The 23,347-nt window shown below is 75.3% G+C and carries 21 protein-coding genes and 1 pseudogene; 12 read left to right on the plus strand and 10 right to left on the minus strand.

Annotated elements, in window-relative coordinates; all coding sequences use genetic code 11:
- Nucleotides 1-106: 106 nt before the first annotated feature.
- From Q5530_RS37345 to Q5530_RS37370, 6 genes and pseudogenes are all read left to right on the plus strand, one after another.
- Nucleotides 107-1,270: a trans-sulfuration enzyme family protein gene (locus Q5530_RS37345; RefSeq protein ID WP_415367661.1), complete on the plus strand. Its 1,164-nt coding sequence runs from the start codon at nt 107-109 to the stop codon at nt 1,268-1,270.
- A gap of 141 nt (nt 1,271-1,411) precedes the next feature.
- Complete coding sequence (locus Q5530_RS37350; protein ID WP_415367662.1) at nt 1,412-1,690, plus strand: hypothetical protein; 279 nt, start codon at nt 1,412-1,414, stop codon at nt 1,688-1,690.
- Between the two features lie 374 nt (nt 1,691-2,064).
- Nucleotides 2,065-2,253: a hypothetical protein gene (locus Q5530_RS37355; protein ID WP_415367663.1), complete on the plus strand. Its 189-nt coding sequence runs from the start codon at nt 2,065-2,067 to the stop codon at nt 2,251-2,253.
- Between the two features lie 153 nt (nt 2,254-2,406).
- A complete protein-coding gene (locus tag Q5530_RS37360; protein WP_415367664.1) occupies nt 2,407-4,971 on the plus strand; it encodes a CHAT domain-containing protein in 2,565 nt (854 codons plus the stop codon).
- Between the two features lie 329 nt (nt 4,972-5,300).
- Nucleotides 5,301-6,377, plus strand: a pseudogene (rho, locus tag Q5530_RS37365) (transcription termination factor Rho); the annotation flags it as partial.
- 58 nt (nt 6,378-6,435) lie between these two features.
- Nucleotides 6,436-6,900 (plus strand): hypothetical protein, encoded by a 465-nt coding sequence (locus Q5530_RS37370; protein ID WP_415367665.1) that lies wholly within the window; start codon nt 6,436-6,438, stop codon nt 6,898-6,900.
- A gap of 48 nt (nt 6,901-6,948) precedes the next feature.
- Here Q5530_RS37370 and mgrA read toward each other — a convergent pair whose 3' ends face one another.
- The gene (gene mgrA, locus Q5530_RS37375; RefSeq protein ID WP_415367666.1) at nt 6,949-7,929 is read right to left on the minus strand and encodes an L-glyceraldehyde 3-phosphate reductase; all 981 of its coding nucleotides are present in this window, start codon (nt 7,927-7,929) and stop codon (nt 6,949-6,951) included.
- Between the two features lie 182 nt (nt 7,930-8,111).
- Between mgrA and Q5530_RS37380 the strand changes: the two genes are divergently transcribed.
- Nucleotides 8,112-9,005, plus strand: a complete 894-nt coding sequence (locus tag Q5530_RS37380; RefSeq protein ID WP_415367683.1) for a virginiamycin B lyase — start codon at nt 8,112-8,114, stop codon at nt 9,003-9,005.
- A gap of 145 nt (nt 9,006-9,150) precedes the next feature.
- Nucleotides 9,151-9,972, plus strand: a complete 822-nt coding sequence (locus tag Q5530_RS37385; RefSeq protein ID WP_415367668.1) for a hypothetical protein — start codon at nt 9,151-9,153, stop codon at nt 9,970-9,972.
- Nucleotides 9,973-9,981: 9 nt separating this feature from the next.
- On the opposite strand, the gene Q5530_RS37390 is transcribed toward Q5530_RS37385, so the two are convergent.
- Nucleotides 9,982-10,890, minus strand: a complete 909-nt coding sequence (locus Q5530_RS37390; RefSeq protein ID WP_415367669.1) for an EamA family transporter — start codon at nt 10,888-10,890, stop codon at nt 9,982-9,984.
- A gap of 66 nt (nt 10,891-10,956) precedes the next feature.
- Here Q5530_RS37390 and Q5530_RS37395 point away from each other — a divergent pair, with 66 nt between their 5' ends.
- Nucleotides 10,957-11,484 carry a CGNR zinc finger domain-containing protein gene (locus Q5530_RS37395; protein ID WP_415367670.1) on the plus strand — a complete coding sequence of 176 codons (528 nt, stop codon included), beginning with the start codon at nt 10,957-10,959 and terminating at the stop codon, nt 11,482-11,484.
- 97 nt (nt 11,485-11,581) lie between these two features.
- Here Q5530_RS37395 and Q5530_RS37400 read toward each other — a convergent pair whose 3' ends face one another.
- From Q5530_RS37400 to Q5530_RS37425, 6 genes are all read right to left on the minus strand, one after another.
- The gene (locus Q5530_RS37400) at nt 11,582-13,846 is read right to left on the minus strand and encodes a glycoside hydrolase family 3 C-terminal domain-containing protein (protein WP_415367671.1); all 2,265 of its coding nucleotides are present in this window, start codon (nt 13,844-13,846) and stop codon (nt 11,582-11,584) included.
- Nucleotides 13,847-13,903: 57 nt separating this feature from the next.
- A complete protein-coding gene (locus tag Q5530_RS37405) occupies nt 13,904-14,278 on the minus strand; it encodes an SRPBCC family protein (RefSeq protein ID WP_415367673.1) in 375 nt (124 codons plus the stop codon).
- Between the two features lie 77 nt (nt 14,279-14,355).
- Nucleotides 14,356-15,246, minus strand: a complete 891-nt coding sequence (locus Q5530_RS37410; protein WP_415367684.1) for a MerR family transcriptional regulator — start codon at nt 15,244-15,246, stop codon at nt 14,356-14,358.
- Nucleotides 15,247-15,334: 88 nt separating this feature from the next.
- The gene (locus Q5530_RS37415) at nt 15,335-15,622 is read right to left on the minus strand and encodes a WhiB family transcriptional regulator (RefSeq protein ID WP_415367675.1); all 288 of its coding nucleotides are present in this window, start codon (nt 15,620-15,622) and stop codon (nt 15,335-15,337) included.
- Between the two features lie 194 nt (nt 15,623-15,816).
- Nucleotides 15,817-17,118 (minus strand): PucR family transcriptional regulator, encoded by a 1,302-nt coding sequence (locus Q5530_RS37420; protein ID WP_415367676.1) that lies wholly within the window; start codon nt 17,116-17,118, stop codon nt 15,817-15,819.
- A gap of 9 nt (nt 17,119-17,127) precedes the next feature.
- Nucleotides 17,128-18,291, minus strand: a complete 1,164-nt coding sequence (locus tag Q5530_RS37425) for a helix-turn-helix domain-containing protein (protein ID WP_415367677.1) — start codon at nt 18,289-18,291, stop codon at nt 17,128-17,130.
- 576 nt (nt 18,292-18,867) lie between these two features.
- Between Q5530_RS37425 and Q5530_RS37430 the strand changes: the two genes are divergently transcribed.
- Together Q5530_RS37430 and Q5530_RS37435 are read left to right on the plus strand one after the other, a co-directional pair.
- Nucleotides 18,868-19,479, plus strand: coding sequence for a DUF6801 domain-containing protein (locus Q5530_RS37430; protein WP_415367678.1), 612 nt, complete (start codon nt 18,868-18,870; stop codon nt 19,477-19,479).
- 74 nt (nt 19,480-19,553) lie between these two features.
- Nucleotides 19,554-20,012 carry a PaaI family thioesterase gene (locus Q5530_RS37435; protein WP_415367679.1) on the plus strand — a complete coding sequence of 153 codons (459 nt, stop codon included), beginning with the start codon at nt 19,554-19,556 and terminating at the stop codon, nt 20,010-20,012.
- Between the two features lie 11 nt (nt 20,013-20,023).
- Here Q5530_RS37435 and Q5530_RS37440 read toward each other — a convergent pair whose 3' ends face one another.
- Nucleotides 20,024-21,520, minus strand: coding sequence for a PLP-dependent aminotransferase family protein (locus Q5530_RS37440; RefSeq protein WP_415367680.1), 1,497 nt, complete (start codon nt 21,518-21,520; stop codon nt 20,024-20,026).
- Nucleotides 21,521-21,548: 28 nt separating this feature from the next.
- On the opposite strand from Q5530_RS37440, the gene Q5530_RS37445 reads away from it, so the two are divergent.
- Nucleotides 21,549-22,622, plus strand: a complete 1,074-nt coding sequence (locus Q5530_RS37445) for a DMT family transporter (RefSeq protein ID WP_415367681.1) — start codon at nt 21,549-21,551, stop codon at nt 22,620-22,622.
- Nucleotides 22,623-22,715: 93 nt separating this feature from the next.
- Here Q5530_RS37445 and Q5530_RS37450 read toward each other — a convergent pair whose 3' ends face one another.
- Nucleotides 22,716-23,147, minus strand: a complete 432-nt coding sequence (locus Q5530_RS37450) for a hypothetical protein (protein WP_415367682.1) — start codon at nt 23,145-23,147, stop codon at nt 22,716-22,718.
- Between the last annotated feature and the right edge of the window lie 200 nt (nt 23,148-23,347).

Here is a 23,347-nt window from a genome sequence, read left to right on the forward strand (position 1 = left end):
TGGGTTCCGGGCCAGTGGTGGGTTCCGGGCCAGTGGTGGGTTCCGGGCCAGTGGTGGGTTCCGGGCCAGTGGTGGGTCCGGTTCACCCCCGTCCGAGGATGGGCGCATGACGACCCACCCCGACACCAGGACCGTCCGCATCGGCGCGCCCGACCCGGGCGGCAGGCCCGTGGCCGTGCCGATCCACCAGACCTCGATCTTCGCCTTCGACGGGCCCGCCGACGTGGCGGACGCGATGAGCGGTCTGACGGGCTCCTTCTCCTACAGCGGCTACGCCAACCCCACGGTGCGGGCGTTGGAGGACGCCATGACCGGCCTGGAGGGCGGCACGGCCGCGCTGGCGACGGGCTCGGGGTCGAGCGCGATGTCCTCGGTGCTGCTCGGGGCGCTGCGCCGGGGCGACCACGTCATCGCGCAGAGGGCCCTCTACGGCGGCACCTACTCCGTGCTGCGGGAGCTGTCCTCGAACTGGGGCGTGGAGGTCACCCACATCGACGCCGCCGACCCGGCGGAGCTGACCGCCGCGCTGCGGCCGAACTCGCGGGTGCTCGTCCTGGAGACCATCGCCAACCCGACGGGTCACGTGCCGGACCTGCCAGGGCTGCTGGGCGTGGCGCGGGGGGCGGGGCTGCTGGGGGTCGTGGACAACACGTTCGCCACCCCGCTGCTGTGCCGGCCGATCGAGCACGGCGCCGACGTGGTGGTGCACTCCGCGACCAAGTACCTGGGCGGTCACCACGACGTGGTGGGCGGGGTGGCCGTGTTCGCCGACGACGACCGCTACCGGCGGACGTGGGAGCAGGCGGTCAGGTTCGGCACGGTGGCGGACCCGTTCGGCGCGTGGCTGGTGCTGCGCGGGGTGAAGACGTTGGCGCTGCGGGTGCGCCGGCAGTGCGACACGGCGGGCCGGTTGGCGGCGCTGCTGGCGGAGCACCCGGCGGTGACCGCCGTGCACCACCCCGGCCTGCCGTCGCACCCGAGCCACGCGCGGGCGACCGCGCTGCTCGACGGGTACGGCGGCACGGCGGCGTTCGACCTGGCCGACCGGGAGGCGGCGCACGCGTTCCTGGGCGGGCTGCGGCTGGTGCTCAACGCGGGCTCGCTGGGCGGCACCGAGACGGTGGCCATGCACCCCGCCACCACCTCGCACCGCCACCTGGACGAGCGGGCGCTGGCGGCGGCGGGCATCGGTCCCGGCACGGTGCGGATCGCGTGCGGCATCGAGCACGCCGACGACCTGTGGGCGGACGTGGCGCAGGCGCTGGGGTGAACCAGGCCCCGGACCAGGCCCCGGGCGGACCGGCGCGGGGTGAACCGGCCCCGGGATGAACCGGCACTGGACCGAACGCCACTCCCGTCACCCGACCGGTGCCCCTGTGTAACCGGCGCGTCCGATCGGCCGATAGAGCCGGTGAGGAACTGGGGGCAGGGCATGGAGGGACCGGGTACGAGGGCCGAACGCGACGAACGGGCGATGCGCTGGGTGCTGCTGGCGTTGTTGCTGGCGGGCGCCACGAACGCCGTGGTGGCCGTGGTCGACGGGGTGCTGTGGGCGTGGTGGGTGGCCGGGCTGTGCCTGTTCGGCGCGCTGCTGAGCGGGGTGGCGGGCGGCGGGGAGCCGGCCGGGGCGGGGCCGCGCGCGCCGGTGCGCCACGCGTGCGACGAGGCCGACCGGTGGCCCGTGCGATAGCGCCGGAAAAGCGGTCGGTCCGCACCACGGCGCCGTGGTGCGGACCCCGGCGGCCGGTGCGGGGCGTTATTCCACGCGACCGCTGAACGGGTATCCGCTTTGTCCGGACGAGCCGGTCCGGGGTGCTCGCGGACGGGTCGTCCCGGGCGTTGTCGAGGGCGGCCCGAGCGGTACCTGACCGGGTGAACGACGGCCTGTTCTCCCACGTCAACCGATGTTCGCTACGGGTTGTCGGGAAAAAGCACTCCGATCATTACTCCGTTGTGCCAGAATTAGTCCGTTCGTGAGGGCGAGGGGCCCACGAACTGACTCAGCGCAGTGAGCTGAGTCACTTGCACGGTGAGATGGATGATCATCAGGGGAGGAAGATCGCCATGTCCACGAGTACCGAAACCGAATTCCTGGGGGACGGCATCCCGAGCGACATCACCACGGTCCCGACCGTGGGGGACGAGCGCCCGGAGGAACAGCCGGGTCTGCCGGACGAGGGGCACACCCACGACGACGGGGACATGTCGCCCCTGTGCACGGGTGGCGGCTGCGTCCAGAAGACCGGCGTCTGACGCGTCAACGGTGATGGCGGAGCCCGCCGACCGTCTACCGGTCGGCGGGCTTTGCCCGCTCCTGTCTTGTGATGTCATAGGTGGGTGCCTGGCACCGCATCGCACGACGAGGCCGGAGTCGTCCGTGAAGCACGCGAACTCCACCGCAGGGGGGTGGACGCGTCGTGCTCCGGACGACATCGCGAGGCGGTGCGGCTGCTGCGCCGGGGATCGGCCCTGGCGAACTCGATCGACCCCGCCGACCCGGACACCCGCGCCGAGTGGCTGGTGACCCGCATCCGGCTGCTGTCCACCCTGGCGGCGCTGACCGCGGAGGCCACGGGACCGACCGCGGGCCTCGCCGGGCTGGCGCAGGTGCGGCAACTGGTCGAACACGTGGTGGACCCCCTGGAACGGGCGGAGCTGTGGGCCAGCGTCGAGCACAACCGCGGCCTGCTGCTGTTCAACGCGGGCTTCTTCGAGGACGCGCTGCTCGTCTTCGACTCCGCGCTGGAGCACGGCGAACGGCGGCTCGCGGCCGGTGACCCCGTGCCGGCCCTGGTCGAACCCGTCGTCAAGACGCTGTGGAGCAAGGGCGCCGCGCACACCAGGCTGGGCGCGATCGGCCCCGCCCGCCAGGTCCTCACCAGGGCCGTCACCCTCGCCACCGAGCACGGGCTGCTGTCCCGCGCCGCCGACGCCAGCCACGCCCTGGGCCTGCTGGACCTGCGGATCGGGGACGTGCCGGCGGCCCTGCGGCGCTACGAGCACAGCGAGCGCTCCTACCGCGAACAGGACTTCGACGTCCCGGTGCTGCTCAACATGCACCGGGCACAGGCGCTGATGGCCGCCGGCCTGGTCGACGAGGCCGGCAGCCAGCTCGACGGCGCGCTGCCCGCGCTGCGCGCCGAACGCGGCATCACCCGGAACCTGGCCGACGTGGAGCTGTACCGGGCCGTCGCCGCCTACATGACCGGCGACCTCGCCCTGGCCCGCGAGATGGCCTCCTCCGCGCGGCGGCGGATGCGCCGGTGGGGCTGCGAGACCTGCGTCGCCAACGCCACCCTCATCGGCCTGCGCGTGGACACCGTGCGGGCACTGCGCTCCGGCCGCGTCCACCGCTCCCTGCCCACCCGGGTCCTGGCCTTCGCCGACCGGCTGCCCGCACCCCGGCTCGCCGAGCAGGCCGCCCAGGCGCGGATGCTCGCCGCCCGCCTGGAGATCCGCCGCGGCGACGTCGACGCCGCCGCCGGCGTCCTGGAACGCGTCCCCCGACCGGGCAAGCTCACCCCCATCGACCAGCGGATGCTGCGCCGCCTGTGCCGGGCCGAACTCGCCGCCGCCCGCGGCGGACGGGCCGCCGCCCTCACCGAGATCCGCGCCGGCCTGGTCGACCTCGACCACGTCCGCAACCGCATGGGCGGCCTGGAACTGCTGTCCGGCACCGCGCTGCACGGCCGGGAGCTGACCGAACTGGCCGTGCACCTCGTCCTCGACGGCGGCAACGCCCGCCAGCTGTTCTCCTGGCTGGAGCGGACCCGCGCCCAGACCTACCGCTACGAACCGCTCACCCGCGTCGACGACCCCGAACTGGCCGAACGCATCGCCGAGGTCCGCGGCCTCGTGCAGTCCATCCACCAGGCCGAGCACCACGGCCACCCCACCGCCGCCCTGCGCAGCCGCCACGCCGAACGCCTGCGCGAGGCCAACCGCCTCGGCTGGCACACCGGCCGCTGGGGCAGGCCCCGCCCGGTCGCCGGCCTGGCCGAGGTCATGGCGCAACTCGGCGACCGCGCCCTGGTCAGCTACGCCTCCTCCGAGGACTCCCTGGTCGCCGTCGTCGTCGTCGACTCCGGCGTCCGCCTGGTCCGGCTCGGCTCGGCCGGCGCCGCCGCGGAGAGCGCCCGGATGCTCAACGCCGACCTCAACGCCCTGGCACCCGACCACCTCCCCGACGCCCTCGTGCGGGTCATGACCGCGTCCGCGCGCAAACAGGCCGACCGCCTCGACGCCCAGCTGGTGCGCCCGCTGGCCGAACTCATCGGCGGCCGCGAACTCGTCGTCGTGCCGACCGGGGCCCTGTACGCGGTGCCCTGGGGCGTGCTGCCCACGCTGCACGCCCGCCCCGCCGTGGTGGCGCCCTCCGCGACCGCCTGGCTGGCCGCCGACCGCGCCGGGAGCCACGCCGGGGAACGCGCCGAGGAGCGCACCGTCCTGGTCCGCGGCCCCGGCCTGCCCGCCGCCGTCGGCGAGATCGACAAGCTGGGCGCGCACTACAGCACCGCCACCCTCATGTCCGGCGGAGGCGCCGCCGTCGCGGAGGTCCTCTCCGCCCTCGACGGCGCCGAGATCGCCCACCTCGCCGCCCACGGCGTCCACGAACCCGAGAACGCCCTGTTCTCCCGCCTCGAACTGAGCGACGGGCCCCTCTACGCCCACGAGATCACCGGCCTGGCCAAACCCCCGCGGCACGTGGTGCTGGCGGCCTGCGAACTCGCGCTCAACCGCATCCGACCCGGCGACGAACCACTGGGCTTCGCCAGCGCGCTGCTCGCCAGCGGCGCCCAGACCGTCATCGCCCCGCTGAGCCGGGTCGGCGACCAGGCGTGCGCCGCCGCCATGGACGACTACCACCGCCGCCTCGCCGCCGGGGCCCGCCCCGCCGTCGCCCTCGCCGACGCGATCGCGGTCGACCCGATGCGCCGCCCGTTCGTGTGCCTGGGCAGCGGCCGGGGCTGACCGACCACACCCGCGCCACCCGCGCCCGCGCCCGCACGCACCGCACCCGCACCGCCGGACACCCCGCACCCGAACACCCCGGCACACCCCACCACCGGACCTCACCCGATCCAGCGTTGCGCACCGCCACCACAGCGGGCTACCATGACCTCATCCGCGGACGTTGGCCATGCCTCCCGCGGAAGATCCCCAGGCGCGAGCCCACCACCCGTGGCGCACCGCCTTCACACCGGACCGTGCCCGCACGGACCACATCTGTCCTGAAAGGACACCCACCCACCATGACCGCGACCCTGTCCCGGCCCGACACCACCACACCGTCCACTTCGGTCACCGGCGTGCTCGACACCACCGGCGACACCGCCTACCTCCGCACCCGCGGCTACCTGCCCGGCCCCACCGACGTCCTCGTGCCACGGCCACTCCTCGAACGGTTCGACCTGCGCCGCGGCGACCTCGTCACCGGCACCGCCGCCCCACCCGCCGCGCGCCGCGGCCACCCCCGCCTCACCCACCTCCACCGGCTCAACGACCTCCCACCCGGCCCCGACCGGCGCCCCGCCTTCACCGACCTCGTCCCGGTCCACCCCACCGAACGCCTCCGCCTGGAGACCACCCCCGAAGAACTCACCACCCGCGTCATCGACCTCGTCATGCCCGTCGGCAAAGGACAGCGGGCACTCGTCGTCGCACCGCCCAAAGCCGGCAAGACCTCCGTGCTCCGGGCCATCGCCCACGGCATCAGCCGCAACCACCCCGAATGCCACCTGCTCGTGGTCCTCGTCGGCGAACGCCCCGAAGAAGTCACCGACCTGCGCCGCACCACCCCCGGCGAAGTGATCGCCTCCACCTTCGACCGCTCCCCCGCCGACCACACCGCCATCGCCGAACTCGCCGTCGAACGCGCCAAAAGACTGGTCGAACAAGGCCGCGACGTCGTCGTCCTCCTCGACTCCCTCACCCGGCTCGGCCGCGCCTACAACCTCGCCGCCCCCACCTCCGGCCGCACCCTCTCCGGCGGCGTCGACTCCGGCGCCCTCCTGCCGCCCAAGCGCTTCCTCGGCGCCGCCCGCAACGTCGAAGGCGGCGGATCGCTCACCATCTTCGCCACCGCACTCGTCGAAACCGGCTCCGCCGGCGACACCCTCATCTTCGAGGAGTACAAGGCCACCGGCAACGCCGAGCTCAAACTCGACCGCAAACTCGCCGAACGCCGCGTCTTCCCCGCCGTGGACGTCGAGCGGTCCGGCACCCGCCGCGACGAACTCCTCCTGTCACCCCAGGAACTCGCCATCACCCACCGACTCCGCCGGGCCCTCGACGGCCGCGACGTCGACGTCCTCCTCGACAGCCTCCGCAAAACCCGCACCAACACCCAGTTCCTCACCCAGCTCGCCCACGGGTGACCCCCGCAGCCCCCACCCGCGACGCCCTACACTCCCCCCGCATGGAGACCACGAACCGGTGACGTCCCAGGCGCTGCTCCGCGAACTCAACCACGACGTGTGGACCCCCTTCCGCAACGCCTACCGCGACCTCGACGCACCCGCCTTCCTCGCCCTGCACAGCCCCGACCTCATCAGGGTCGTCGCGGCCACCGGCGAAATCCGCGACCACGCCGGCCACACCACCGACATCACCTCGTTCTTCCGACGGGTGGCCGACCACGGCGACGAGATCGCCATCGAGTTCCGCTTCACCGAACGCACCGCCTCCCCCACCGCCGCCGGCGAACGCGGCCTCTTCCGCATCACCGTGCGCCGCGGCGGCACCCGGGACCAGGCCCACGGCCGCTTCCACGTCTTCTCCCGCAAGACCGACCGGTGGCGCATCCTCGTCGACCACGAAGCCGACGAGGACGACACCGCCGCCGCCGAGGCGTTCACCACCGCCGTCCACCAGGACGACGTCGCCGCCTTCGCCCGATAACCCCGCCGAACCCCGGGCCGCCGGCGCACCACCGACGGCCCGGACCACTCACAGGTGCCGCTCGATCTCCGCCAACTCCGCCTCGTCGAACGACAGGTTCGCCGTCGCCGCCACGTTGTCCTCCAACTGCCCCACGCTCGACGCCCCCACCAACGCCGAGGTCACGCTCCGCAACACCCACGCGATCGCCATCTGCGCCAACGTCTGACCACGCCCCCGCGCGATCCCGTCCAACGCCCGCACCCGCGCCAACGTCGCCTCGTCCAGGTTCCCCGCGCTCAGGAACGGCGACGACCCCGCCGCCCGCGACCCCTCCGGGATGCCACCCAGGTACCGGTCGGTCAACACCCCCTGCGCCAACGGCGAGAACGCGATGCTGCCCACGCCCTCCTCCTCCAGCACGTCCAACAACCCGTCCTCGACCCACCGGTTCACCATCGAGTAAGACGGCTGGTGGATCAGCAGCGGCGTCCCCAGCTCGCGCAACACCCGCGCCGCCTCCCGCGTCTGCTCCGCCGAGTAGTTCGAGACCCCCACGTACAGCGCCTTGCCCGACCGCACGACGTGGTCCAACGCACCCATCGTCTCCTCGATCGGCGTGTCCGGGTCCGGCCGGTGGTGGTAGAAGACGTCCACGTGGTCCAGGCCCAGGCGCTCCAACGACCGGTCCAGCGAACCCACCAGGTACTTGCGCGACCCCCACTCCCCGTACGGGCCCTCCCACATCAGGTAACCCGCCTTGGTCGACACCAGGATCTCGTCCCGGTACGGCCGGAAGTCCCGGGCGAAGATCCGACCGAAGTTCTCCTCGGCGCTGCCGGGCGGCGGACCGTAGTTGTTGGCCAGGTCGAAGTGGGTCACGCCCAGGTCGAACGCGCGGCGCAGGATCGCCCGCTGGCCGTCCAGGGCCTTGTCGTGGCCGAAGTTGTGCCACAGGCCCAGCGACACGGCGGGCAGCTTGAGCCCGCTGCGCCCGGACCGGCGGTAGGGCATGGCTTCGTACCGCGCTTCAGCGGCCAGGTAGGTCACGGTTCTCCCTCGTGATCACGGCGGTGGCGCCCGCCGTCGTCAGGTCGGTCAATCATGGTCCACCGAGGTGGCGGGCGCCGCCGGTGAGTTCCGGACAGCTCAATTCGACCCGCACTGAAGTTGTAGGGGCCGATGTGGGACAGGGAGCTGCCGGAGCTGCCGGGCAGGTCGGGATTACGGTGATCACCGGGCAGTCGGGAGGGGACGACGTGGTGATCGAGGAGTATGCCGTGGAGGACGGCGGCCCCTACGGGGTGACCGCGGGACCGGATGGCGCGCTGTGGTTCACGCTGGTGCGCAGCGGGCGGATCGGGCGGTTCGCGCCGGGTGGCGGGGTGACGGGCTTCGCGCTCGACCCGGACGCCGGGCCGACGGTCATCACCGCCGGGCCGGACGGCGCCCTGTGGTTCACCGAGCACCGGGCCGACCGGATCGGGCGGATCACCACGGCCGGCGAGGTGTCCGGGGTCGCGGCGGCGAGCGGGTCGGGGCCCTACGGGATCACCGCCGGGCCGGACGGCGCGCTGTGGTTCACCGAGTCGACCGGCGACCGGATCGGCCGCGTCTCGGTCTCCGGCGAGGTGACCGGGTTCCCGCTGCCCGTGACGGGCGGGTTCCCGGCCGCGATCGCGGCGGGCTCCGACGGCGCGCTGTGGTTCACGCTCAACCAGGCGAACGCGATCGGCCGGATCACCGTCTCCGGCGAGGTCTCGGTCCACCCGCTGCCGACCCCGGACGCCGGGCCGGTCGGGATCACGGCGGGGCCCGGCGGTGCGCTGTGGTTCGTCGAGATCGCCGCCGGGCAGGTGGGCCGGATCACGCCCGACGGCGTGGTGACGGAGTTCCCGCTGCCGGACCGGGCGGCCCGGCCGCACGCCATCACGGCCGTCGACGGGGCGTGCTGGTTCACCGAGTGGGGCGGCAACCGGGTCGGCTCGATCACCGGGGCCGGCGTGGTCACCGCGCACGAGCTGCCGACGCCGGGTGCCGAGCCGCACGGCATCGCGGTCGGGCCGGACGGCGCGCTGTGGGTCGCCCTGGAGAGCGGCGCGCTGGCGCGCGTCGGGGTGGGCTGAAGCGGGCACGTTCCACCGTTCGGCCCACCTGGACGGCCCAGGACTGCGGCACCCCGGAGCGCTGTGGCCGGTTGGTCTGGACCTCGCTCCTCCGGTCGAGTGGTTTCGGGCTCGTCCGGCGGCCCCGAGGCGTTACCTTGCCGGTGTGCAGCGGTTCGGGTGGCTCGTCGTCCTCGCGCTCCTCGCCGGTCTCGTCGCGCCCACCCCGGCGTCGGCGGCGGCGCGGGCGCCCGACCGGTGCGCGGCCGAACTGGACTGCACCGCGGCCGAGTTCGACCGGATGACCGCGGACGAGCGGCTGGAGTTCCTGCGCGCCCTCCAGCGCGGCCCGGCGGCCCTGCTGGGCGCGCCCGACCGGTGGCGCAACATCGAGGGCGTCATCGCGTTCTTCCGGGACCGCGGCCTGGCCGCGCCCGGCACCTGGGTGTCGCACGTGGACGCGGCCATCCTGGAGGGGATCGAGCGCGGCGTCGCCCTCGCCCTCGGCCGCTCCCCGGACGGCTTCGGCAACCCCGGCTCGGCGCGCTGGGCCGCCTACCTGACCCGGCTGCACCGCGGCGAGCTGACCGCCCGCGACGCCCACGACCGGGCGTGGAGCGAGGCCGAGCAGGCGTCCACCGAGCACGGCGTCGCGATCGCCGAGGAGGTGCACGGCCTGCGGCCCACCGCGGTGGAGCGCCGCTTCTTCCTGTTCTCCGAGTTCTACCGGTGGACGCTGCGCAACCGGCCGGTGGCGCAGGACCTGCTGCTCTTCTACGGCGTGCTGGTGCACCCCGAGCTGGCGGTGCGGCGGGTGCCGTTCCTGGACTGGTTCACCGACGTGCGCGAGTCGACGCCCTCCTACAAGGGCTCCGAGATCGCCTACGCCTACGCCGGGCTCGACCCGATCTCCGGGGTCATCGGCACCGTGGAGCTGTTCCTGGTCTACCTGCCCGAACTGTTCCGGGAGTTCCGGGGCGTCCGGTGACGGCCGCGCCTACGACCGGCGCTCCCCCAGCCGCACGACCACGACGCCGAGCAGGGTGAGCAGGCCGCCGAGCAACTGCACGGGGCGCGGCTGCTGGCCGAGCAGCAGCCAGGCGAAGACCAGGGCCATCAGCACCTCGGTCAGCGCCACGAACGACGCCAGGCGCGCGCCCAGGCGGCGGGTCGCCGCGATGCCCGCGACGTAGCCGAGGGCGGCGGTCACCACGCCGAGCAGCAGCACCGGCACCCACCAGGGCGTGGTGAAGCCGTCGAAGGCCACCGGCCGGGTGGTCGCGGTGAACGGGACCAGGCCGACCGCGCCCGCCAGCAGCAGCACCAGGCCGCCGAGCAGGAGGCCGCCCGCGGCGAGCGCGGTGCCGGGCAGGCCGTCCTCCTCCCGCGCCGACAGGACGAAGTAGACCGCCGCGCCGACCATCGCGCCCAGCGCCCAGAGGATGCCGGGGACGTTCGCGGCGGCGCCCGAGAGCAGGTCGAGGACCAGCAGCAGGCCCAGCACGGCCAGCAGCGCGCCGAGCGCGGTCAGCCGGCCGGGGCGCTGCCGGTGGCGCAGCCAGAGCCACAGCACGACGGCGACCGGGGCGGTGTACTCGACCAGCAGCGCCACGCCGACGTCCATGCGCGCCACCGCGTTGAAGTAGGACAGCTGGCACCCGGCGACGGCGACCAGGCCGTACGCCACGACCACCGGCGCGTTGCGGCGCAGCAGGTGCCGCCGGCCGCGCAGCTGGACCAGCGCGGCCGGGACGAGCACGACCGCCGCCAGCAGCACGCGGACCGCCACCGCGGCCGCCGAGGACCAGCCCGCCTCCATCAGGCCCCGGCCCAGCGGTCCGGACAGGCCGAACGACGAGGCGGACACCACCGCCAGGCCGAGTCCGGGGCCCAGTCGTGCGCCCACCCGGCTGTCATGAGTCATCGTGGCCATGGCGCATGACGCTATGGACCGGCGCGGTAATCTGTCAACATGGTCTTCACCCATGACACGACCGCCTCCCTCCTCGCGGCGGTCGAGCTGGTGAACTCGGCGGTGGAGCCGGACACGTTGACCGGGCCGTGGCTCGACGACTTCTACGCCAGGCACCGCTACACCGGGTCCCACGCCGGCGACGCGCGCGAGCTGGACGCGGTCCGCGCCCTGCGGACCCTGCTGCGCAGGCTGCTGACCAGCGACCGGGACGCGGCGGTCGACCTGGTCAACGAGGTGCTGGCCGCGCACCGGGCGGTGCCGAGGCTGGTCCGGCACGACGGGCTCGACTACCACATCCACGTGGTGCACCCGGACACGCCGCTGGCCGACCGGATCGCCGCCGAGACCGCCATGGCGATGATCGACGTGATCCGGTCGGACGAGATGAGCAGGTTGTCGGTGTGCGCGGACGAGGCGTGCGACGGCCTCGTGCTCGACCTGTCGCGCAACCGCTCGCGCCGCTACTGCAGCACGACTTGCGGGAACCGGATCGCGGTGGCCGCCTACCGGGCCAGGAGGAGGTAGGGCTCAGGCCGGCGCTGTCGCGAGCGCAGGTCGGCGGGAGTTCGCGGCCGGCGGGAGGCGCCGCTCCCGGAAGTCACCGGCCGGCGGGAGCGCCCGCTCAGCGGGAGTTCGCGGCCGCCGCGGTCTCCTCCAGCCAGCGCTCGTCCAGCGGCGAGCCGGGGAACCGGGCCAGCCGGCGCAGCGGGATGGCCCGCACCATCCGACCCGCCTCCGGGTCGGTGAGCATGGCGTCGGTGCCCGTGCCGGCGACGACCTCGCGCAACCGCCCCGCCGCCCACGGGTGGGCCAACCACTGCTCGGCGGTCGAGTCGGCGGACAGCGGCGGAACCACCGCCTCACCCGGCAGCTCCAGCACCGCGCGCAGGCGGAGGTCGCGGGACGACGCGCCCACCTCGACCGCGAAGGCGCCGGGCTCGACGACCCAGCGGCGCAACCCGGTGTGCCAGCAGGCGAAGGTCCGGGAGTCCAGCGCCAGGCCCACGCGGGCCGACTCCCCCGGCGCGAGGTCGACCTTCGCGAACGCCTTCAGCTCCCGCTCCGGCCGGAACACCGAGGACTCCGGGTCCGACACGTACAGCTGGACGACCTCCGCGCCGCGGCGCTCGCCGGTGTTGGTGACGGTCAGCGACACCCGCGCGGTGTTCCCCTCCGCCTCCACCTCCACCTCCAGGTCGCGGTAGTCGAACGAGGTGTAGGACAGGCCGTGGCCGAACGGGTAGGCCACCGGGAGCGCGTGCGCGTCGTACCAGCGGTAGCCGATGAGCAGGCCCTCGCCGTAGCGGACCACGTCGTGCTCGCCGGGGAAGTTGCCCACGGTCGGGTTGTCCGCCAGGGCGACCGGGACGGTCTCCGCGAGCTTGCCGGACGGGTTCACCGCGCCCAGCAGCAGGTCCGCGACCGCGCCGCCGCCCGCCTGGCCCGGCAGCCACACCTCCAGCAGGGCGTCGGCGTGGTGCTGCCAGGCCGCGACCTCCACCACCCCGCCGTTCGACAGCACCACCACGACCCGCTCGGCGGCGCCCGCCACCGCCTCCAGCACGGCGACCTGCTCCGGCGGCAGGCCCAGGTGGGCGCGGTCGTAGCCCTCCGACTCCCACTCGTCCGGCAGGCCGAGGAAGACCACGGCGACCGCACCCCGGGCGGTCTCCACCGCCTCGTCCAGCAGGGCGGCGGCGTCGCCGGAGCCGTCCGGGGTGAAGCCCGGGGCGAACCGGACCCCGCGCCCGGCACGGGCCCGGAGCGCGGTCAGGGCGTCCTCCACGCGGGTGGGCGTGACCTGGGACGAACCGCCGCCCTGGAAGCGCGGGGTCCGGGCGAACTCCCCGATCACCGCGAGCGGCACGTCACCGGCCGGGTCGAGCGGCAGCACGCCGTCGTTCTTCAGCAGCACCGCGGACGCCGCCGCGGCCTCGCGCGCCAGCGCGTGGTGCGCCTCCTCGTCGTAGGACTGCCCCGGGCCGAGGGCGGGTCGCGCCTTGGCGACCAGCTCCAGGACGCGCGCCGCGGCGCGGTCCACGTCGGCCTCGTCGAGCGTCCCGGCGTCGAGGGCGGCCAGCACCGCGTCCCGGCCGACCCCGCCCGACGACGGCATCTCCAGGTCGAGCCCGGCGGCCAGGGCCTCGTCCCGGTCGTAGACGGCGCCCCAGTCGGAGACCACCACGCCGTCGAAGCCCCACTCGTCGCGCAGCACCTCGGTGAGCAGCCAGCGGTGCTGGGAGGCGAACTCGCCGTTCACCCGGTTGTAGGCGCACATGACCGTCCAGGGGCGGGCCCCGGTCACCACGCGCTCGAACGCGGGCAGGTAGATCTCGCGCAGCGTCCGCTCGTCCACCTCCGCGGACACCGACATGCGCGCGGTCTCCTGGTTGTTGGCCGCGAAGTGCTTCACCGAGGTGCCGACGCCGCGGCTCTGCACCCCGTCCACCAGGGCCGCGCCCAGCTCGCCCGCCAGCAGCGGGTCCTCGGAGAAGTACTCGAAGTTCCGCCCGCACAGCGGCGACCGCTTCATGTTCACGCCCGGCCCGAGCACGACCGAGACGCCCAGCGCCCGCGCCTCCGCCCCCAGCGCCTCACCGAGGCGCCGCAGCAGGTCGACGTCCCACGAGCAGGCGGTGGCCGCCGCGACCGGGTAGGCCACCGACGGGGTCGCGCCGAGCAGCCCGAGGTGGTCGGCGTCCTCGGGTTGGCTGCGCAGGCCGTGCGGCCCGTCCGACAGCGTGATCCGCCCGACGCCCAGCCTCGGCACGGCCCGCGTGCGCCAGAAGTCGGACCCGTCGAGCAGGTCCACCTTCTCCTCGCGGGTCAGCGCGGCGAGCAGGGCCGGGACGTCGTCGAGCGGGGCCGAGGGGGCGCTGTCGTTCACCTTCCGACGACTACCACGCGCCCGTGCGACCCGCGCGGCCGAAGACACCCGTCCGGCTCACGGCCGGGTGAGGCAGCGCAGGGCGATGTGGGCCACGGGGAGGTACGGGAGGACGACCGGCGCCGGACCGCGCACGGTCAGCCAGGTGCTCCCGTCCGGCTCGACGCCGTGGCGCAGGGCCAGCCGCAGCGGGCCCACGCGGGCGAGCCAGGCCCAGGTGCGGGCGGCGTCGTCGACCTCGGTGACGGTGAACCGCACGCGCACCCCGAGCGGGCCGCGCACCCGGCCGGTGACGCCGGGCGCGAGGCGCGGGGCCGACGGCTCGACGCCGGTGATCTGCGGCGCCCACTCCGGCCAGCGGTGGATGTGGGCGTACCGCTCCCAGACCACCTCGGCGGGGGCCCGGCCCGGGGCTCGCGTGCTGACTTCCACGGTCGCCATGGTCGCCGACGCGGGGCGGGAGCGCCCGGCGAGCCACCCACTCCACCGGCCACCACCCCGCCACCGGCTCAGTCGCCGCGCCCCGTCGCCCCCAACACGATCCGCACCCCGTGCCGCAGCGACGTCAACCGCTCCACGGCGGGCGGCACGTCGACCCCCTCCCACCCGGCCCCGGCCACCGCCACCGCCGCGTCGAAGCGGGTCACCAACTCGTCCAGCGGCACCCCACGGGCCAGGTCGACGCGGTGCGCCCAGACCACCACGGTGGCCGGGCGGAGCTTGTCCACCGCGGCGAGCAGCGCACCGGCCGGGAGGCGGGCACCCAGGTTGCGCCACGTCGAGTCGCACTCGGACAGCGCCGCGCCCAGCGCCTCCAGCGGCAGGGTGTGCTGCTCGTCCGGCGCGCACGCCAGCAGCGCCGCCAACCTGCCGTCCTCGGCCGGCAGCGGCACGCCGCGCAGGACGTGCAGGATCGCGGCGCTGGTGACGTGCTCGACCTCCACGCCCCGGCCGAGCGCGGCGGCCCGACCGCCCAGTTCGACGAGGGTCGGCATGAAGACGTGCTGCCAGGCGCCGACCACGCCGTGCTCGGCGACGAGCTTGGCGGCCAGGTCCCGCATCAGCGGCTCGTCGAGGCGGTTCGCCGCCGACAGGAAGCCGCGCCGCGCCGCGCGCGCCTCCGCCGCGCCGAGCGCCGGGCGCGGGTCCGCGGCGGGGGCCGGCGCCGGTTCGCCCAGCACGACCCGGGCCGCGGCGGCCGGGGCCAGGCCCCTGGCGGTCAGCGCGACCATGCGGCGCAGCCGCTCGACGTCCTCCGGGGTGTAACGGCGGTGGTTGCCGCTGGTCCGGGCGGACGGCCCGAGGCCGTACCGGCGGTGCCACGTGCGCAGCGTCGTGGGCGAGATGCCGAGCATCCCGGCCAGCGCCCCCGGCGTCATCCCGCTGCCCTGCTCGACCATCACCCTCCGACCGCGGCGCCCACCACCGGGCGCAGTCTCGACACCGAACACCCGGGGCCGTCCTCCGTGGACGGTCGCGCTCCTCGGCTCAGGCCCTCCTGTGCCGCCGCGCGATCAGCGTGCGCAGCTCGCTCTCGCCGAGCCCGCCCCAGATGCCGTAGGTCTCCTCCACCGCCAGGGCGTGCTCACGGCACTTCCTCATCACCGGGCAGCGTCGGCACACCTCCTTCGCGCGTTCCTCCCGGCTCCGCCGGGCCGAGCCGCGCTCGTTGGGCGTGTGGAAGAACAGGGTGCTGTCCATGCCGCGGCAGAGACCTCGCAGCTGCCAGTCCCAGGACTCCGCGACCGGCTCGGGCAGTCGTGACAGTTCGGGCATGTGACCACGTCCTCCTCCAGGCGACCCCGTGACCACCCCACCCTAAATTCGATTCAAAAGCGTTGCAACTCGACGCGCCGGAGGCACCCGTTCGAACGATGGGACGAACGTCGGGGTCCGGGGCACCAGGGCGCAGGGCCGCGACCCCCACCAGCGCCTGCGCGTTCAGCGGGTCGGCCCCGCCCGCGAACCGCTCACCGGTCGTGACGACGGGCGGGCCGGTCCGCCAGGAACCTGGACACCGCCGTGCCCAGGACGCGGATGCCCGCCGTCGAGCGCGGGTCGAGGCCCGCCAGCTCCCGGACCCGCCGCAGCCGGTAGTCCAGGGTGCGCGGGTGCACGCCGAGGGAGGCGGCCGTGCGCGAACGGCTCATGTCGTTGCGGTAGTAGCACTCCAGCGTCCCGACCAGCTCCGGCCCGGCGGCCAGGCGCGCCGCGACGTGGCGCAGCCAGCGGTCCAGCTCGGGCAGCTCCGCCACGCCGACCTCGATCGCCACGTCGGCCAGCACGGGCACGTGGTCGGGCACGGCCAGGGGGCGCGCCACCCGGCTGATCCGGCGCGCCAGCGCGACCGCCTCGCCGATCGCGCCCGCCGGGCCGGTCGCGGCGCCGGCCGCGCACGCGCACCCGGTGATCTTCGCGACCGTCCGGGACACCGCGGCGGCCCGCCCGTCCGGGCCCGGCGCCAGGAAGGCGACCAGCTCGGCCCCGCCCGGCCAGGTGGCGGGCACGCGGTGGTGCCGCCACAGCGCGTCGAGGACGTCCTCACGCCGGGCCCCGGCCACCCCGCCGGCCCCGACCACCCCGCCGGGCCCGACCACCCCGCCGAGCCCGACCACCCCGCCGAGCCCGACCACCCCGCCGAGCCCGACCACCCCGCCGGGCCCGACCACCCCGCCGAGCCCGACCACCGGGTCGCCCGGCTCGCGCAGGACCCGCACGGCGACCACGAGGTACCGCTCGGGCACGGCGAGGCCGGCGGTCCGCGCGTGGTCGAGGGCCACCGGGTCCCCGGCCACCAGCAGGTCCGCGAGCCGCCGCACCCGGCCGGCCGGCGAGATCAGCTCCTGCTGCCCGGCCAGCAGCCCCGCGGTGTACGCGCGCTGGACGGGCGGGGTGCGCGCGGCGAGCCAGGACAGCATCCGCATGGCGTCACCGAGGTCGTGCGGGCCGCACGCCTCGTGGACCTCCCGCAGCGTCGCCGTGGCGTGCAGCGCCAGCACCTGGTCGTGGACCGCGCGGGACAGGCCCCTGCGGCCCCGTTCCTCGCCCATGGCGGTCACCACGGCCAGGTCCGCCCCGGTCATCGGCTCGTCGGCGGCGACGCAGGCGAGGGTGCGTCGGCGGATGTGGACGGCGAACTCCACCATCCGGTCGTGGTCGGCGGGGGTGGTCGCGGTCGCCCGGTACTCGGGCAGCGCGTCGACGCAGAGGGCCACGACGCGCTCGCCGTTGTCGCCGGCACGCCCGCGCAGGGCGTCGAAGAGGTCTCCCACGGTGCTCCGTCAGGTGTAGGCGCCGGCCAGCGCCCGGGTCACGGCCGTGCTCAGCACCAGGACGCCGCGCGCCGAGACGGGGTCGAGGCCGGTGAGGCGGTGAACCCGGTGGAGGCGGTAGTCCAGGGTGCGGGGGTGCACGGCCAGCGCGGCGGCGGTCCGGGCGCGGTGCAGGTCGTTGCGGTAGAACGCGTCCAGGGTGGCGATCAGGTCGGGGCCGCCCGCGAGCCGGCGCGCCGTCTCGCCCAGCCACCGGTCCACCGGCGGCACCGCCGCCGCGCCCAGCTCGGCGAACAGGTCGGCCCGGTAGCGCACCGCGTCGGCGCGGTGGTCGGGCGGCGCGACCAGGCCGACCTGCCGCGCCTCCTCCAGCGCGCCGCCCAGCCCGGCCGCCGCGCCCCGGGCCGCGCCGACCGCGCACGGCACCCCGACCCGGTGGACGAAGTCCCGCACCACCTCGCGGGTCCGCTCCTCGGCCCGCGCCGGCTCGTCCGCCCCGACCAGCGCGACGAACTCGCCCGGTTCCTCCCAGCACACCGGGAGCCAGTGGTGCGCCAGCAGGTCGGCCAGGAGGTCGGCCCGCCCGGCGGGGTCGGGCACCGGTCCGGGCATCCGCGCCACCGCGACCACGACGTGCTCGTGCCGGGGCATCGCCAGCCCGGCGGCCACGTCGTCGGCGAAGGCGTCCCCGGCCAGCAGCAGCTGGGCCAGCGACCGCACGCGGTCCACCACCGGCCGCAGCGCCTCCTGGCCGCGCAGGTAGCCCCGCGTGTAAGCCGCCTGCGCCACCGCGCCCTGGTCGGGCAGCCAGCGCAGGGTGCGCATCACCTCGGTCACGTCCACCGGGGTGGCGGCCTCGTGCACCTCGCGCAGGGTGAGCGAGGTGTGCAGCGCGAGGACGCGGCGCTGCGCGACCGGGGACACCCCCGCCGCGCCGCGCTCCCGGCCGACCGCCACCACGACGTCGAGGTCGTCCTCCCCGAACGGCCTGTCCTCGGCGGCGAGCGCGACCGTCCGCTCCCGGAGGAAGAACGCGAAATCCAGCAATTCGGCCCGCGACCGGGCGTCAGTCGACATCAGGTGGAAATCGGGCAGTTCCCGGACGTAGGCGTCCACCGCGCGCCTGCTGTGCCGGGCGACCATCCCCCGCCAGCGGGCGAACAAATCCCCCATGCGCCCCGCCCCTCCCCGTCTCCGCCGGCCGAAGCAGGGTCGCGCCGGATCGCCCGGAACGGGTACCGCCTAACGGGGGGCAAACCCGGTCGGCGCACCGGGCGCGCCGAGCGGGAGAGGCGGAATCGATCCACCCCGGACGAAGTCCGCGCCCGCGAGAAAAGAGACGGGAAAGCAGCTCCGGGGGATCACCGGAGCCGACCGGGACACGACCCCGCAATACCGCCGGGGACGCGCGCGGCCTCCCCCTCGGCCGCACTCCGCCGGAACTCCCGCCCCTGACCAGTGGCCGGCGTCGCGCGCCGGAACCACCGGTCGGTCCACCGCGCTTCCCACCCATCGCCCGAACGGTTGAGCCCCAACGGGTGTTCATCGCTCCACCGAACACGCTGAGCGAGAGGTTTCACCTGCGTGACAAAAACGAACAATCATTTTGTAGGCAGGTTGACGAAATCTGCGGGGGACGAAATCAATGCTTGCCCAACAGGTTCGGGGAAACGTACATTACTGACGGGTACACCAGCGATCCCGCCGCTGCTGCCGTATTTTCCGCACAGTCTCGACGAGGAGATCAGCATGCTGAAACTCAATGCCACTTCGCGCAGGGTTCTCGGTGGTTTCGCGACGGCCGCCGCGGTCGCCGGCACCATCCTGACCGCCGGAGCGGGCGTGGGCCAAGCGGCGACCGCGTCGCTGACGCTCGTCTACAACTGCCCGTTCCCGCTGATCGGGTCGCAGGACATGAGCGTCAGGATCGACGTGGCCAACCTGCCGGCGTCCGCGACGGTCGGCACGCCGATCCCGGCGACCAACGTGACCGCCACCGCGACCGTGCCCGCGGCCGCGACCCTGGGCCTGGCGCTGGTCGGCGCCAAGACCGTGGAGGGCACGGCGAAGGCGCAGACCACCGTGAACAACGCGGGCACCGCCATCCCGGTCACGCCGAACCTGGTCGTGGCCAAGACGAACGTGCCGTCGTCCGGCGCGTTCAACACGGTCGCGACCGGCAGCACGCCGCCCCTCACCCTCACCAAGGCCGGGCTGACGACCATCTCGATCGGGAACTTCAGCACCACCCTGACCCCGCGCAAGGCCGACGGCTCGACCACGGGTCTGGGCACCTTCACCTCCAACTGCACGCTCAAGGCGGGCCAGGCGACCAAGCTCTACGAGTTCACCGTCTCGTAGTCCGCTCCCCCGGTGGGCCGTCCCCTTCGCGGGGCGGCCCACCGGCGTGTCCGGGGCCCGCTTACCGTGGGCCGGTGCTCAGCATCCAGGAACGCCTCTACCCCGAGCTGCCGTGCTTCGGCTGCGGCCAGGCCAACCCCCGCGGGTTGCGGCTGCGCAGCCACCCGGGCGAGGACGGCGTGGTGACCGCCGCCTTCACCCCGTGGCCCGAGCACGACAACGGACTGGGCTTCCTCAACGGCGGGATCATCGGCACCGTGCTCGACTGCCACAGCGCCGCGGCCGTGATGCTGGAGGCGGACCGGCGGGGCTGGCCGCCGCTCGGGGACGCCGCCCTGTCCTACGTGACCGCCGGGCTGGACGTGCGCTACCTGCGGCCGTCGCCGCTGCACGAGCCGGTGGAGCTGCGGGCCGCGGTGCGCGAGGCGTCGGAGGCGGAGATGACCGTCGACGTCTCCCTGGTGTGGGACGGCAAGACCCGCGCCGAGGCGGTCGCGCTGTGGAAGCGCTGGCGCCCGCGGCCCGCGAGCTGAGCGGCCGCGGTTCAGCTCCTCCCGCCCCGCCGGCCCGGTCCGCCCAGGACCTCGCCGAGGACGGAGACGCCCTCCTCGATCACCCCGGCGGTGTTGGCCGCGTAGCCCAGCACGAGGCCGGGCTCGCCCTCGCGGTGGCGGTGCCAGGACAGCGGCTGGACCTTCACGCCCCGGGCCAGCGCCGCGGCGGCCACCTCCACGTCGCCGGCCCCGGTCTCGAAGGTGACCACCAGGTGCAGGCCGGCGGCCGCGCCGTGCACGCGGGCGCCCGGCAGGTGGCGGTGCAGCGCGGTGATCATGGCGTCGCGCCGGGCGCGGTGGCGGCGGCGCAGCAGGCGCAGCTGGCGCTCCAGCTCCCCGGACTCCATGAGGTGGGCGAGCACGAGCTGCGGCAGCACGGCGTTGCCCAGGTCGGTGTCGCGCTTGGCCGCGACGACGGCCTCGTGGTAGCGGCGCGGCACCAGGAGCCAGCCGGTGCGCAGGGCGGGGGCCAGGAGTTTCGACACGCTGCCCGCGTAGCAGACGCGGTCGGCGCGCAGCGAGCGCAGCGCGGGCACCGGCGGCCGGTCGTAGCGGTGCTCGGCGTCGTAGTCGTCCTCGATGACCAGGCCGCCCTCGTCGGCCCACCGCACCAGCTCGCGCCGCCGCCGGCCGTCCAGGACTACGCCGGTCGGGAACTGGTGCGCCGGCGTGAGCAGCACGGCGGCCGCGCCGGAGGCCCGCAGCTCGTCGACCCGGACGCCGCGGGCGTCCACGGGGACCGGGTCGACGCCCACGTGCCAGTTGGCCAGCTGCTGCCGGGCGCCCAGCGAACCGGGGTCCTCCACCGCGACCCGGTCGACGCCGTCGCCGCGCAGCACCCTGGCGAGCAGGGCCAGCGCCTGCGCCACGCCCGCGACGACCACCACCTCGTCCGGGTCGGCGCGGACGCCCCGGTTGCGGGCCAGCCAGTTGGCCACCGCCAGCCGGAACGCGGGCGCGCCGCGCGGGTCGCCGTAGCCGAGGTCGGCCGCCGACAGGGTGCCCAGCACCGCGCGCTCGGCGCGCAGCCACGCGGTGCGCGGGAACGCGGCCAGGTCCGGCACGCCCGGGGACAGGTCGATCCGCGCGGGGGCCGACCGCAGCGCCTCGAACACCCCGGTGCCCGTCGGCGCGGTGAACACGTCGCCGGGTGGGGCGATCGGCGCGGGAGCGGGCCTGGCGGGCGGCGCGGCGGGAGCCGCGACGACGACCGTCCCGGCGCGCCCGCGCCCGACGACCTGGCCGTCCTCGGTGAGCCGCTGGTACGCCTCGGTGACCACGCCCCGGGACACGCGCAGCTCGGCGGCCAGCACGCGGGTGGCCGGGAGCCTGCTGCCCACCGGCAGGTTGCCGTCGGAGACGGCCTGCCGCAGCCGGTCGGCCAGCCACTCCGACAGGCCGCCGGGCGGGGCGTCCGCGAGGTTGAGCTGGAGGAAGTCGGCGCCCGTTGTGGACCTGTCGACCGGAGGGGTTTTGGACCTGCTCACCGGACCATTGTGGCGGGAGGGTGGGGCCATGCGCACAGCACCCACACCGGCCGGTCCGGCAGCGGTACCGGCACCGGCGGGCACCAGGGCACCCGGTGCCGCACTGGCCGGCACCGCGACGCCCGGCACCCCAGCCAGCACCCCAGCGGCCAGCACCCCGGCGGCCAGCACCCCGGCGGCCGGTGCCCCGGCGGCCAGCACCCCGGCGGCCGGTGCCGCACCGGCCCGACCCCCGTTGCACAGCCTCGCCGCCGGCGCCCTCGCCATGGTCTTCGTCGGCGGCAGCGTCGGGGTCTCGCACACCCTGGTCACCGCACCGCTGTTCACCACCCAGGCGGTCCGCTACCTCGCCGCGATCGTCGTCCTGGTCCTGCTGGCGAGGGCGCTGCGGGTGACCGTGGTGCGCCCGCGCGGCCGGGAGTGGCTGTGGTTGACGGGCATCGCGGCCACCGGGCTGGTGCTGTTCAACGTGGCCGTCGTGCGCGGGGTGGCCCACGCCGAGCCCGCCGTGATCGCGGTCGCGGTGGCGTGCGTGCCGGTGCTGATCGGGGTGGTCGGGCCGCTGCTGGAGCGCCGCGCGCCGCAGGCCCGGGTCCTGCTGGCGGCGGTCGTGGTCACCGCCGGGAGCGTGCTGGTGGAGGGCGCGGGCCGGGCGGACGCGGAGGGCGTGGCGTGGGCGGCGGTGGCGATGCTGTGCGAGGCGGCGTTCACGCTGCTGGCCGTCCCGGTGCTGGCCCGGCACGGGGCGTGGGGCGTGTCGCTGCACTCGGTGTGGCTGGGCGCGGTGGTGTTCGTCGGGCTCGGGCTGGCGACCGAGGGCGTGGGCGCGGTGGCCGCGCTGACCCCCGGCGACTGGGCCGCGATCGCCTACCTGGCGGTCCTGGTGACCGCGGTGGCGTTCGTGCTGTGGTACTCCGCCGTGGCCGCGCTCGGGTCCGGTCGGGTCGGTCTGCTGACCGGGGTGGCCCCGGTGGCGGCGGCGCTGGCGGGTGTCGCGCTGGGCACGCGCGTGCCGGGGCCGCTGGTGTGGGCGGGGATGTCCGTGGTGGTGGGCGGGCTGGCGTTCGGCCTGTGGAGCCGGCGGGGCGGGAAGGGCTCGTGATGTGGTCCCGGCACCCGGCCGAGATCCGGACCACGCCGTGCCGAGCGCGGGCGGACCCCGGTCCGGCTCCGGGGTGGGAGGGGCGGTGCCCGGTCAGCCCGCCGAGGGCGAGGCGATCGGGTCGACCAGCCAGCGCCCGTCGTCCTCCGCGGCGCGCCAGCGGGCGCGTGGACCGGTCGCGTCGGCGATCACCAGCACCGCCCCGTCCGCGCCCGGCGTGGGCTCGACGGACCACCGGCCCCTCGGCGAGCCCGCCCCGGCCACCACCGACTCCGCCACCGCGGCGCTGTCCCCGGACAGCGGCCGCCCGAACAGCCTCGCCAGCGACTCGGCGTCGCGGTCGTTGAGCGCGGCCTCGCAGGCCCGCGCCAGCTCGTCCGGCGAGGCCGCGCCCCGCTCCGGTTCCCGCGCGATCACCACGGCGATCAGGGCGCTCCAACCCAGCACCACACCCACCACGACGAACCGCAGGACCCGCGACGACGCGGAACCCGGCGGGCGGCCCTGCGGCGCGGGAAGGCTCACGGGCTCATCCTCCCACCCCGGTCCCGGGGCGGCAGGGACGCCCGGCGCCCGCGGACGGCCAGGTGACGCGTCACCCGCTCCGCACCGCCCGGCACCCGCATCTCGCTGCTGCGCACCACATCACCCGCCCCACACCACCCCCGCTCAGCACCCGCGTCTCCCTGCCGCCCGCATCTCCCTGCCACGTCCCACATCACCCG

The sequence above is a fragment of the Saccharothrix sp. BKS2 genome (assembly GCF_047689505.1).
Taxonomy (GTDB): Bacteria; Actinomycetota; Actinomycetes; order Mycobacteriales; family Pseudonocardiaceae; genus Actinosynnema; species Actinosynnema lopnurensis.